At 50.3% G+C, this 12,594-nt stretch carries 14 protein-coding genes; 8 read left to right on the top strand and 6 right to left on the bottom strand.

Annotation, left to right across the window (positions count from 1 at the left end; translation table 11 throughout):
• Window positions 1-13 precede the first annotated feature (13 nt).
• From LK536_RS46530 to LK536_RS46510, 5 genes are all read left to right on the top strand, one after another.
• The gene (locus tag LK536_RS46530) at window positions 14-670 is read left to right on the top strand and encodes a phosphoribosylanthranilate isomerase (RefSeq protein WP_227795698.1); all 657 of its coding nucleotides are present in this window, start codon (window positions 14-16) and stop codon (window positions 668-670) included.
• A 4-nt stretch (window positions 671-674) separates the two neighbouring features.
• A complete protein-coding gene (gene trpB, locus LK536_RS46525; protein WP_227795699.1) occupies window positions 675-1,859 on the top strand; it encodes a tryptophan synthase subunit beta in 1,185 nt (394 codons plus the stop codon).
• Window positions 1,852-2,622, top strand: a complete 771-nt coding sequence (trpA, locus tag LK536_RS46520) for a tryptophan synthase subunit alpha (protein ID WP_227795700.1) — start codon at window positions 1,852-1,854, stop codon at window positions 2,620-2,622. Before trpB ends, trpA begins: the two co-directional genes overlap by 8 nt.
• Window positions 2,623-2,924: 302 nt before the next feature.
• A complete protein-coding gene (locus LK536_RS46515; protein WP_331472132.1) occupies window positions 2,925-3,548 on the top strand; it encodes an RNA polymerase sigma factor in 624 nt (207 codons plus the stop codon).
• Between the two features lie 149 nt (window positions 3,549-3,697).
• On the top strand, window positions 3,698-4,342 hold the full coding sequence (locus tag LK536_RS46510; protein ID WP_227795701.1) for a hypothetical protein: 645 nt from the start codon (window positions 3,698-3,700) through the stop codon (window positions 4,340-4,342).
• A 108-nt stretch (window positions 4,343-4,450) separates the two neighbouring features.
• On the opposite strand, the gene LK536_RS46505 is transcribed toward LK536_RS46510, so the two are convergent.
• The 5 genes from LK536_RS46505 to pflB form a co-directional block, all read right to left on the bottom strand.
• Window positions 4,451-5,167, bottom strand: coding sequence for a gamma-glutamyl-gamma-aminobutyrate hydrolase family protein (locus LK536_RS46505; protein WP_506092175.1), 717 nt, complete (start codon window positions 5,165-5,167; stop codon window positions 4,451-4,453).
• Window positions 5,168-5,294: 127 nt separating this feature from the next.
• Complete coding sequence (fdxA, locus tag LK536_RS46500; protein WP_008720336.1) at window positions 5,295-5,462, bottom strand: 4Fe-4S ferredoxin; 168 nt, start codon at window positions 5,460-5,462, stop codon at window positions 5,295-5,297.
• Window positions 5,463-5,584: 122 nt separating this feature from the next.
• On the bottom strand, window positions 5,585-6,346 hold the full coding sequence (pflA, locus tag LK536_RS46495; protein WP_025485201.1) for a pyruvate formate-lyase-activating protein: 762 nt from the start codon (window positions 6,344-6,346) through the stop codon (window positions 5,585-5,587).
• Between the two features lie 62 nt (window positions 6,347-6,408).
• A complete protein-coding gene (grcA3, locus tag LK536_RS46490) occupies window positions 6,409-6,654 on the bottom strand; it encodes an autonomous glycyl radical cofactor GrcA3 (RefSeq protein WP_008720332.1) in 246 nt (81 codons plus the stop codon).
• A gap of 52 nt (window positions 6,655-6,706) precedes the next feature.
• Window positions 6,707-8,815, bottom strand: a complete 2,109-nt coding sequence (gene pflB / locus LK536_RS46485) for a formate C-acetyltransferase (protein WP_227795702.1) — start codon at window positions 8,813-8,815, stop codon at window positions 6,707-6,709.
• 365 nt (window positions 8,816-9,180) lie between these two features.
• Here pflB and LK536_RS46480 point away from each other — a divergent pair, with 365 nt between their 5' ends.
• The 3 genes from LK536_RS46480 to LK536_RS46470 all read left to right on the top strand — a co-directional run bounded on the left by LK536_RS46480 (window position 9,181) and on the right by LK536_RS46470 (window position 11,507).
• Window positions 9,181-9,381 (top strand): DUF1858 domain-containing protein, encoded by a 201-nt coding sequence (locus tag LK536_RS46480; protein ID WP_008720329.1) that lies wholly within the window; start codon window positions 9,181-9,183, stop codon window positions 9,379-9,381.
• 346 nt (window positions 9,382-9,727) lie between these two features.
• The gene (gene uxuA, locus LK536_RS46475; RefSeq protein WP_008720326.1) at window positions 9,728-10,795 is read left to right on the top strand and encodes a mannonate dehydratase; all 1,068 of its coding nucleotides are present in this window, start codon (window positions 9,728-9,730) and stop codon (window positions 10,793-10,795) included.
• A 34-nt stretch (window positions 10,796-10,829) separates the two neighbouring features.
• Window positions 10,830-11,507 carry a GntR family transcriptional regulator gene (locus LK536_RS46470; RefSeq protein WP_008720324.1) on the top strand — a complete coding sequence of 226 codons (678 nt, stop codon included), beginning with the start codon at window positions 10,830-10,832 and terminating at the stop codon, window positions 11,505-11,507.
• Window positions 11,508-11,737: 230 nt separating this feature from the next.
• Here LK536_RS46470 and LK536_RS46465 read toward each other — a convergent pair whose 3' ends face one another.
• Window positions 11,738-12,487 carry an adaptor protein MecA gene (locus tag LK536_RS46465; protein ID WP_025485205.1) on the bottom strand — a complete coding sequence of 250 codons (750 nt, stop codon included), beginning with the start codon at window positions 12,485-12,487 and terminating at the stop codon, window positions 11,738-11,740.
• Window positions 12,488-12,594: the final 107 nt, after the last annotated feature.

The following is a 12,594-nucleotide window of genomic DNA, read 5'->3' as shown; positions in this document are numbered from 1 at the left end:
AAGGAGTCATCAGATGAAACCATGTAAAATCAAAATCTGCGGCCTCAGCCGTTTCAGCGATATCATGGCGGTTAATGAGGCGGGGCCGGATTATATTGGCTTTGTATTTGCAAAGAGCAGCCGCCAGGTATCGGCGGATAAGGCAAGACAGCTTAAGAGCGAGCTGGACAGACGGATTCAGGCTGTAGGGGTATTTGTCAATGCGCCGCCGGAGGAAATCCTTTCCCTGACAGGGAGGGGAAAGGACCGGGAGCCTGTGATTGACATGATCCAGCTTCACGGTGATGAGGACGAGGATTATATCAGGAAATTAAGGAACCATACAGACCTGCCGATTATAAAGGCCATAAGGGTCAGGGATAGGGAGCAGATCTTGAGGGCACAGGAACTTCCCTGTGAATATCTGCTTCTGGATACATGCACCGCCAACGCATACGGAGGAGCGGGCATCCGGTTTGACTGGAACATGATTCCTGAACTTACAAAGCCGTTTTTCCTGGCGGGAGGCATCAACAGGGATAATCTGGTCCAGGCCGCATCCTTTGAACCTTACTGCATCGATGTGAGCAGCGGGGCCGAGACAGAGGGGCGTAAGGACCGGATGAGGATTGCGGAGCTGGTGGCCATGGTAAGGACCATCAATGAATATAATGAATGCAAAGGAGCTTAATACAATGTCAAATGGAAGATTCGGAATCCACGGCGGCCAGTTTATACCGGAAACACTGATGAGTGCCGTGGCTGAGCTGGAAGCAGCGTATGAACATTATAAAAAGGACCCTCAGTTCGTGGCTGAGCTTAAATATCTGCTGGAGGAATACACGGGCAGGCCGTCGCGCCTGTACTATGCAGAGAAGATGACAAAGGACCTGGGCGGGGCCAAAATCTACCTGAAACGGGAGGATTTAAACCACACAGGTTCCCATAAGATAAACAACGCCCTGGGCCAGGTGCTGCTGGCCAAAAAGATGGGTAAGACCAGGGTCATCGCAGAAACCGGTGCAGGACAGCACGGTGTGGCCACTGCCACGGCGGCAGCCCTTCTGGGACTGGAATGTGAGGTGTTCATGGGCAAGGAGGACACGGACCGCCAGGCGTTAAACGTATACCGCATGGAACTTCTGGGTGCAAAGGTACATCCGGTGACCAGCGGCACCCAGACATTAAAGGACGCTGTCAATGAAACCCTGCGGGAGTGGACCAACCGGATATCCGATACCCACTATGTCATCGGTTCGGTCATGGGGCCTCATCCATTTCCCATGATGGTGCGGGATTTCCAGAGTGTGATTGGCAGGGAAATCAAGGCGCAGCTCATGGAAAAGGAAGGTAAGCTTCCGGACATGGTGATTGCATGTGTGGGCGGCGGCAGCAATGCAATGGGGGCTTTTTATGAATTTATCGGTGATGAGGGAGTAAAGCTGGTGGGCTGCGAGGCAGCCGGGCTGGGTGTGCAAACGGAGAAGACCGCGGCCACCATTGCAACCGGGAAGCTGGGCATTTTCCATGGTATGAAGTCCTATTTCTGCCAGGATGAGTATGGGCAGATTGCGCCGGTTTACTCCATATCCGCCGGGTTGGACTATCCGGGAATCGGGCCTGAGCATGCGGCGCTCCATGATAAAGGGAGGGCTGAGTACGTCCCCGTGACTGATGATGAGGCAGTGGATTCGTTTGAGTATCTTTCGCGGATGGAGGGCATCATCCCGGCTGTGGAAAGCGCACACGCGGTGGCATACGCCAGGAAGGTGGCGGGAGACATGGATAAGGACCAGGTTATTGTGATAAATCTTTCCGGCAGGGGGGATAAGGATGTTGCGGCAATTGCAAGATACAGGGGGGTGGAACTCTATGAATAGGATACAGGAAGTATTTGAGAATAAGAAGGCATTCATACCATTTATAACAGCAGGTGACCCGGACCTGGGAGTGACTGAGGAACTGGTTCCGGCCATGGCTGAGGCAGGGGCGGACCTGATTGAGCTTGGCATCCCGTTTTCTGACCCGGTGGCAGAGGGAATTGTAATCCAGGAGGCAGACATGCGCGCCCTGGCTTCCGGCACCACCACGGATAAGATATTTGACAGCGTACGAAGGATACGGCAGAAGACGGACGTACCGCTGGCATTCATGACATATATCAACCCTGTATTTGCCTACGGTGTGGATAAGTTCATGAAAAATGCCGCGGATTGTGGAATCGATGCCCTGATTGTGCCGGATATGCCCTTTGAGGAGCGGGAGGAGCTGCTTCCTGCCTGCAAAAAATACGGCATGGTATTGATATACCTGGTAGCCCCCACCTCTAAGGAACGGGCCCAGGCCATTGCCAGGGAATCAGACGGGTTCGTGTACTGCGTATCCTCCCTGGGCGTTACCGGTGTCCGCAGCCAGATTACTACTAATATAAAGGAAATGGTGGATACGGTAAAACAGGTAAGGCAGGTGCCCTGCGCAGTAGGCTTTGGAATCTCAACGCCGGAGCAGGCCAAAGAGATGGCGGCCCAGTCAGACGGGGTGATTGTGGGAAGCGCCATTGTGAAGATGGTTGCCCAATATGGCCGCGGATGTGTGGAGCCTGTGTGTAACTATGTACGGCAGATGAAGGCAGCGGTGGGGTGATGGCCCGGTAGGTGATACGGAAGGTGAAACGGTGGATGAAGAGGCAGATAATTCACTGGAGAATCCGTTCATTCCATGATTGAAAGACATAGGTTCCCATGATAAAATAAAGTTTAGGAAGGCATCCGCTTTTTTGTGGATGCTTTCTTTATATATATATATATGGATAATCAAAAATTTTAATTTATATGTCTCATAAAAATGAACCAAATTCCCCGCAGCATCCTCTATATAACAGGTGCACCGATAAAATATAGAAACAGACCATACTAACTAATATATGATGGAAGGAGGAGATGCATATGGGGCAGACGCACACAGGGCAGATGCACACAGGGCAGACGCACACGGAGCAGACGCACACGGAACAGTCAGTGACATATCTTGTGGGCAGGATGTCGGAAGGCGACAGCCAGGCATTTGACCAGCTAATGGGACATTACTATCCCAAAGTGCTTCGCATGGCATATCTCATATCCGGAAATCATGCAGACAGCGAGGATATTGTGCAGGAAACCTTTGTGCTGTGCTGGATGAACCGAAAGAAGATAAAGGAACCGGAACATTTTTCCAGCTGGCTCTATAAGACACTCACCAGGGAAGCATGGCGTATATGCAGGAAGAGCCGGAGGGAACAACCGGTGGAGGAGGTATATGGGGAGGAGGAGCCCCAGGTATCCTCGGTCCTGGATGAAGTGCTGGCCCATTCCAGGGATGATGAACTGTACCGGGCCATAGGCAGCCTTCCGGTCAAGCAGAGGACGGTGGTGGTATTCTATTATTTTAACCAGATGTCAACAAAGGAAATTGCAGGTATCATGGGCTGTATGGAAGGAACTGTCAAGTCAAGGCTGTACACAGCCAGGATTAATTTAAAGAGAGAGCTGACCAGGCGGCAGGATACAGAAAAGGAGGTAGCCTTATGAACAGACAGCAGGGAAAAGGGAACATGGCGGGATTCGATGAACAGATAAGCCATGCCTTATATAAGCAGGCTGGATCTTTACAGGTAACTTCCGCAGATGAAGAGAGGATGCGGTGCTCTGTTCACCGGAAAATAGAGGAGGAATCAAGAATGAGGAAATGGAGTCCAAGAAAAATAATGGTAGTGGCAGCAGCGGTATGTGTAATTGGAAGTATGACAGCAGTGGCGGCAGGTAAGGTTACGCAGAGTAGTTCCCATAGCTCCCATGCAGATGATTTCACATATGATAAGCTGGGTGAGATGGAGACAAAGCTGGGCTTTGTCACAAAGGCGCCGGAGACATTTGCCAATGGTTTTCAGTTCAGTACAGGCGTCCCGGCAGATGTGAGCCAGATGGATGATGAGGGGAATGTGGTGCAGCAGGGCCAGGAGCTTAACCTGACATATAAAAAGTCCGGTATGCCCGACCTATTCATCAGTGCAGGCAATATGGATTCATATGGAGAGGATTCGGGACAGGGACAGTCCTTTGACCACAATGGTATAACAATCCGGTACAGCGCCGACCAATACCGCTTTGTACCTCCGAACTACCAGGTATCTGAGGAGGAACAGGCCAGGATGGATGCAGGGGAGCTTTATATCTCCTATGGCTCGGATCAGGTAGAGGATCAGGTGGTGAAGAGTGTGGACTGGACGGATGGCGGGACACATTATAATATGCTTACATTTGACGGCTCCCTGACTGCGGAAGAGATGGTGCAGATGGCGGGAGAGGTAATCGACAATAAATAGCGGGATGCATTAATATATAAAAGTAACGGAAAGTAATGGTATAAAGTAATAACAGAAAGCCGGGGAGATTCTTATGTATCATGGATCCTCCCGGCTTATCTGTATCTATTACCTGCATGCCTCCACAAAACTCTTAAATATATTGGCAGCAGCCTGGTCCTTGGGCCACATGTGTTCCGGATGCCACTGCACACCCAGCAGATAAGGATAATCCGGCATTTCCACGGCCTCTATGACTGTATCCGGCGCCAGGCCGCTGACAATAAGGCCTGGAGCCGGTTCCTGCACCGCCTGATGATGGAAGCTGTTGACTGCGATTTCCGTCCTGCCGCCGCATATCCTTGCAAGCAGGGTATCCTTTACAACATGCACATGATGGGATGGGACCGGATATGCAAAGGGCTGCTTATGGGCAATGGGAAAACTGCGTTCGGTCTGGCTGGGGATATCCTGATAGATATTTCCCCCAAGCCCCACATTGATGATCTGGGCGCCCCGGCAGATGCCAAGGATGGGTTTCTTCTCAGCCATGACAGCTTTTAAAAGCGCCAGTTCCATGGTATCCCTGGGAATGGACGCGTTGCCGCAGTTTGCCTGGGTTTCCTCACCAAAGAGGAAGGGATGGGGATCCGGTCCGCCGGAGAAGAGAAATCCGTCAAACATCTGTACAAGCATTTCCAGATCTTCATTCCCTGCCTCTAACGGGAGGACCACAGGAATACCCCCGGCAGCCAGAACAGCCCTCAGATAGGTGGGGCGCAGGCTGATATCATCATTTTCAGTATTATGGGATGGGGTAATTCCAATTACTGGTTTTTTCATCATCATTGAATTCCTCCGGATAACTTATGTATTCCACATTAATAGATTTTATGCGGTGTGCCGCCTTTGGGTGTTTCCGTAAACTGAAAAAGAGCCCCTTCCCTCAGGAAGAAGCTCTTATGTAACTCAATTAGCCTTCAATAGCTCCGGTTGGGCAGGTAGCTGCACAGGTTCCGCAGTCGATGCAGGTATCAGCGTCGATAACGTACTTTCCATCTCCCTCAGAAATAGCGCCTACTGGACATTCCCCAGCACAGCTGCCGCAGCTTACACAAGAGTCGTTAATTACATATGCCATGATTAAGTACCTCCTTAGATTTGTCTACATTGTTATTTTATTTTATACTATAAAGTACAATTATTCAAGAGGAAAATGCTGCCTCTGTGTGTTAATATTGTATAAATTCAAGAGCAATCAGCCTAAACGCCTCCTGTCTGGGACAACCTGGCTTCCCGCATTCCCCTCAGGATGACCTTCCGGCATTCCACTGCCCTGCCGGCCTCCATGGGTGCCACATCCTCAAGGGCGTAGGGAAGTCCAAGCTCGTGATATTTGGCCTTGCCCATGTCGTGGTAGGGAAGTACATCCAGGGCCTTTATATTCTTAAGGGTTCCCAGATACCTGCCAAGACGGTACAGATATGTTTCATTGTCCGTAATGCCCGGCACCGCCACATGGCGGATCCATACAGGTATTTTCTTCTGCTCCAGGTATCTGGCAAATGCCAGTATATTGTCCTGGGGCTGTGCGCACAGCTTTATATGTTCCTCCGGGTCAATATGTTTGATATCAAGCATCACCAGGTCGGTGACAGCCATGATCCGGTCAAACATGGCCATGACTCCTTCCGATGAAGGGTTGAATGTGATGCCCGAGGTATCCAGACAGGTATGGATATTCCTGGCCCTGGCCGCCTCGAAAAGTTCGGTGACAAAGCGGATCTGCATCAATGGCTCGCCGCCGCTGACCGTGATACCGCCCTTTTTATAAAACGGGCGGGCCTGTTCAAACTGCGCCAGGATTTCTTCCACGGTCATAGGGGTCCCCCCTTTGGGGTCCCATGTATCGGGATTGTGGCAGTAAAGGCATCTCATGGGACAGCCGCTTAAGAAAATGACCATGCGGATGCCAGGTCCGTCAACCGTGCCGAAGCTTTCAACCGAATGTACACGTCCAATCATGTGCAGCCCTCCTTTTTCCTCTTTACTTTACCACAATCCCCCTGGTTATGACAGTTATGATTTTAGATGGCTCCGTGGAAGGTCCTGGAAATGACCTCATCCTGCTGCTGTTTTGTCAGCTTATTGAAGTTTACGGCATAGCCCGATACCCGGACTGTTAACTGAGGATATTTTTCAGGATGTGCCTGGGCGTCCAGGAGTGTTTCCTTGCTGAATACATTTACATTAAGATGATGGCCGCCTTCCTGGGCATAGCCGTCCAACAGTGCCACCAGGTTATCAATCTGGGATTCGCTTGCTTTTACCATAATGTTGTCCTCGCTTTCTTGATGTCATTTGAATGGTTAAACGGTTATTGGTTCATGATTCCTCAATATCTGCTTCGGTGTCCAGGCCCTCGAACAGGTTGCCTCCCACTTCGCAGCCGCCGCAGCCGGACAGTTCCACTTCCAGGTCACCCATGAATACCTGGTCATCCTTACCAAGGGCGCCCGGTATGATGGAGAAGGTGTTGGAGATACCGTCCTGGGCATCCCTGAACGGAAGCTTGGCAACCGAGGCAAGGGATGCGATTGCACCGTGGCTGTCCCTGTGATGCATTGGGTTTGCGCCGGGGGCAAATGGCTGCCCGCCCTTGCGTCCATCCGGTGTGGAACCGGTATTCTGGCCATACACCACGTTGGAGGTAATGGTAAGGATGGAGGTGGTGGGGATTCCGCCGCGGTAGGTGTGGTTGCCCTTTATGAAGCTCATGAAGGTGTGCACCAGGTCGGCTGCCAGCTGGTCCACGCGGTCGTCATTATTTCCATATTTAGGGAAATCCCCCTCGACGATATAATCTGTCACAATGCCCTTATCGTTGCGCACGGTCTTAACCTTTGCGTATTTGATGGCGGACAGGGAGTCCGCCACCACGGAAAGCCCTGCAATACCGGTTGCAAACCATCGGGTCACCTTTTTGTCATGAAGGGCCATCTGAAGTCTTTCATAGCTGTATTTGTCGTGGTTGTAGTGGATGATGTTAAGGGCGTTGACATATACCTTGGCAAGCCATTTCATCATGTCCTTATATTTGTCCATGACCTCGTCGTAATCCAGGTACTCAGAAGTGATGGGACGGTATTTTGGTCCTACCTGCTTGCCGGAAATCTCGTCCACGCCTCCATTGATGGCGTATAACAGGCACTTTGCCAGGTTGGCCCTTGCGCCGAAGAACTGCATTTCCTTGCCCAGCCTCATGCTGGATACGCAGCAGGCAATGGCGTAGTCGTCCCCGTGGGTTACCCGCATCAGGTCATCGTTCTCATACTGGATGGAGGAGGACTCAATGGAGGTCTTTGCACAGAACCGCTTGAAGTTCTCCGGCAGCCTTGGGGACCAGAGCACGGTCAGGTTCGGCTCAGGCGCAGTTCCCAGGTTCTTAAGGGTGTGGAGGTAACGGTAGGACATCTTGGTAACCATATGGCGCCCGTCAATGCCGATTCCGCCGATGGACTCCGTAACCCATGTGGGGTCGCCGGAGAACAGGTCATTATATTCAGGTGTCCTTGCAAACTTCACAAGGCGCAGCTTCATGATGAAGTGGTCCACGAATTCCTGAATCTGGGATTCGGTGTATCTGCCCTCGCGCAAGTCACGCTCCGCGTAAATGTCAATAAAGGTGGAGGTACGGCCGAGGGACATGGCTGCGCCGTTCTGCTCCTTAACAGCCGCCAGGTATCCGAAATAGGTCCACTGGATTGCTTCCTTAACGTCTGCCGCTGGCCTTGAAATATCAAATCCGTAAATCTTTCCAAGTGTCTTCAGATCCTCCAGCGCGCGGATCTGCTCGGACAGCTCTTCCCGCTCCCTGATGACATCGGAGTACATGATGGTGCGTGTGGAATCCTTTTCTTCCTTCTTCTCCTGAATCAGCGCATCCACGCCATAAAGGGCAATACGGCGGTAGTCGCCGATGATGCGGCCGCGGCCATAGGCGTCGGGAAGGCCTGTAATGATATGGCTGGAACGGCATGCGCGCATTTCATCCGTATATGCGTCAAACACACCTGCATTGTGTGTCTTCCTATGTTTTGTGAAAAATTCTACAATCTCAGGGTCAACCTCATAGCCGTTGTCCTGGCATGCCTTCACCGCCATGCGGATGCCGCCGTAAGGCTGAAGGGAACGCTTAAATGGCTTATCGGTCTGGAAGCCCACAATGGTTTCCTTTTCCTTATTTAAATATCCCGGCCCATGGGAAGTGATGGTGGAAATGATTTTCGTATCCATATCCAGGACGCCGCCGGCTTCCAGTTCCTTCTTTGTAAGCTCCATGACCTGGTCCCAAAGCTCCGTGGTATTCTGAGTAGGCCCTTCCAGGAATCCGTCATCGCCGTCATAGGGGGTATAGTTTTTCTGTATGAAATCGCGGACATTGATTTCCCGCTGCCATACACCGCCGTTAAAAGTGTTCCATTCTGTTCTCATAGACTTTTCCTCCTGTGGAATGCGTGTGCTGATAGTATCATAATAGAATTATTATTAGCCATATGAATGACAGCCATACTGCTCAGAAATATTTACCGGTTCTTCTGGCACCCATAGTGTACTAAAAATAAATGGTTTATGCTGTTGCTTTTGCAACATTTATTATAAGATGTACATTGTATACACGTCAATAGGTTTTAATGATAATATTTTTTAACAATCCTTGATAATTCTGGTTAATATGAAAAAAATGTAAGTGGATCCAGGGCTTGTCAAAAACACGAAATCGTATTATGATGATAAAAGCGCAGGTATCCGTTTTTAAGGGAATACTAAAAGCAGAAATATAAGGAGGTACTATAGTCATGACAATTGATAAGAGCATGCTGATTGGCGAACTGATACAGATGGACGAGCTGGTTGCACCTATGCTGATGCGTGCAGGAATGCACTGCTTAGGCTGTCCTGCTTCCCAGGGTGAGTCCCTGGAAGAGGCCTGCATGGTTCACGGTATTGACTGTGATAAGCTGGTTGCAGGGATGAACGAAGTCCTGGCCAGCAGGTAAGGCTTTAGAGGCAGTAGCGGGTTAGGGAATGAAAGGGCGTCCGCCGTATCCATGGGATATGGCAGGCGCCTTTCTATATTGATGGGGGATGGCAGATGGCTTTCTGTTTTATTGGCATGAGGTATTTTAATGCTTAAATATAAGATAACTATGGGATGTGCAGAGAGCGGAAATGGGTGCTTAAATACGCCCAGGGCATTTTCCATAGGAGATATTGTCAATTATGTATTGACAAAACGTGCTCCCGAGAGTAATATATTAGTATACTAAGATATTAAAGCTGTATAGAATCATAGGATTACAGGATTATTTTAAACCCATGAAACAATTAAGGAGGACAAGGATTATGGATATGACATTGCGTTGGTTTGGTGAAGGTGTTGACTCAGTCTCCCTGGAGCAGATCCGCCAGATTCCAGGTGTGAAGGGCATCATCACCACACTGTATGACATCCCGGCAGGCGAGGCATGGCCCATGGAGCGTATTCTTCAGATGAAGGAGTACGTGGAGTCCAAAGGCCTGAAGGTAATGGGAATCGAGAGCGTGAACATCCACGACGCCATCAAGGTGGGCGCGCCTGAGAGGGAACAGTACATTGCCAACTACATTACAACGCTGGAGCGCCTGGGACAGGCAGATATCCATATTGTCTGCTATAACTTCATGCCTGTGTTCGACTGGACCCGTTCCGACCTTGCCAAGGTACGCCCGGACGGTTCCACGGTCCTGGCTTATGACCAGAAGGAGATTGACAAGATTAATCCTGAGAACATGTTTGAATCCATGGGTGAGAAGTCCAATGGTTTTGAACTTCCGGGATGGGAGCCTGAGCGTATGGCCAGGATTAAGGAATTATTTGAAATGTACAAGGATGTGGATGCTGACAGACTGTTTGACAACCTGGTATATTTCTTAAAGGCCATCCAGCCGGTATGTGAGAAATACGACATCCGCATGGCAATCCATCCGGACGATCCGGCATGGCCTGTATTCGGACTGGCAAGAATCATGACCGGCAAGGAGCAGCTGTTAAAGCTTATGAAGGCAGTGGACGCACCGTTTAACGGCGTTACCCTGTGCACCGGTTCCCTGGGAAGCAACCCGGAGAATGATATCCCCGACATCATCCGTTCCCTTAAAGGAAGGATTCCATTTGCCCATGTGCGCAACCTGCAGTATAATGCGCCAGGGGATTTCCAGGAAGCAGCCCATCTGTCAGAGGACGGAAGCATGGACATGTATGAAATCATGAAGGCGCTCCATGATATCGGATTTGACGGAATCATGCGTCCTGACCACGGCAGGGCTATCTGGGGCGAGGTGTCCATGCCGGGATACGGCCTTTATGACAGGGCACTTGGGGCATGCTACTTAAACGGGCTTTGGGAGGCCATTGAAAAGCAGGACCGGTAATTCCGCATCAGTTTAGAAACAGGAGACTGTACCCATGAAGATAGAAGAAAAGAAATCAGGCGAGACCGCAAGGGAATTTGCCTACCGCACCATCCGCGACAATATCATCTCCCTGGATTTGGAACCCGGGGCCCCCTTTAATGATATTGAGGTATCACAGCAGATTGGCATCAGCCGTACACCTGTGCGCGAGGCGGTCATCCAGCTCAGCGAGGAATCCCGCATCATCGAGATATTTCCCCAAAGGGGCATGCGTATTGCCCTGATTGATGTGGAGCTGGTGGAGGAGGCAAGGTTCCTGCGCCTGATTGTGGAAAAGGCAGCCGTGGAGCTGGTATGCGACATGGCGTGTGAGGACGACCTCAAGTGGCTGGACGAGAATATCCGGCTTCAGGAGTTCTATCGTCAAGGCGGTTCTCCTGAAAAACTGCTGGAACTGGACAATGAGATGCACAGAAAGCTTTTTTCCATATGCAGGAAGGAACTTACCTACAGCATGTGCCAGCGCCTGTCCATCCACTATGACCGGATACGGAGCCTTTCCGTGACCACGGTCAAGGACCATAAGATTATCGGGGAGCACCGGGAACTTCTGGATGCAATCCGGTTAAAGGATAAGAAGAGGGCAGTGGAAACCATGGACAGGCATCTGAATAACTGGATGCTGAATGAAAAGCTGTTCAGGGAGCAGTATCCGCAGTATTTTAAATGATGGTGTTTATGATGATATTATAGATAACTGAGAATCCCCAGTAGTTATGGATAATAAGGAAATCCCCCTGTGGCCGGATGTGGGCTGCGGGGGGATTTTTTGATATAGAGTTATGGTTGGGGTGTTTTATGATTGGATTGCTTTTTGGGTGAATCATAGGGGCTGGTTTGATTTTGTACGAAACTTAGCGGTTAAAGTTATCAGCCCGAATGGGCCAATTGTCCCAATCATCATATCTTAGCCAGATTCTGCAGTGCACTGCCTTCAATCATCACCTCATAATGTTCTTTAAAATAAGCCTCGCTGGCAGATTCATTAGGAAGCTTTGCCGCATATTCCGCCAGGATGTTGCACACCCTTGAAAAGTCAAGGTCCTCGCAGTCCAGGCGCTTGACAATCAGATAGTACTGGCGGGTATCCGGTTTTTTATAAAGGGTATTGACGCCGTTATAAATGCCGTCGACCGCGCGGGCGGCTTCACTGATCCGGTCCAGACTGTCGAAACGGAATATCCGGGCACTGCTGACCGCATTTTTCTTCTTCTTGGCACTATCCGCGCCCTGGACCGCGGAGTCCGCGTTATTCTGCGCCTCCTCCACCGTATCCGGTTCCAGATAGTTGAGGGGATTCTCAGCGCCTTCCAGGAACTCGCTGGCCAGCTGGGACAGCAACGGGTTCTGGTTCTCCTCCGTAAATGGCGAGAACTTGGCAAAGCGTGTATCCAGCTCCTCCGGATCTTCAATCTTGGTAATCACCAGCATGATGCTTTCGCTGGACAGCGGGATGGCCTCCACCATAAGAGGGATGTCTTCCGCTTCAAACCCAACCTCGTTGGATGCTTTCTGGATCATCTCCCGGAACAGCTTCCTGGCCTTCTCAGTGCCATAGGCAAGTTCTACCAGGTTAATGTTGCGTACACTTAAATCAAAACTGGTCAATGTGCAGCGGATCTGATTATCACTAATACGTTCTATCTTCATAGGATCACTTCCTGTTCTATATCAACTGTGGTTTGTTTTCCTGCGTCTGTAGCGCAAGATAGACTTCTACACTTTAAATATACTACATTACATAGGAAAATATCAAT

Origin of the sequence: Clostridium pacaense (assembly GCF_020709765.2) — a bacterium.
GTDB classification, from domain to species: domain Bacteria; phylum Bacillota; class Clostridia; order Lachnospirales; family Lachnospiraceae; genus Enterocloster; species Enterocloster hominis.
This window is presented reverse-complemented; position numbering and strand designations above follow the sequence as displayed.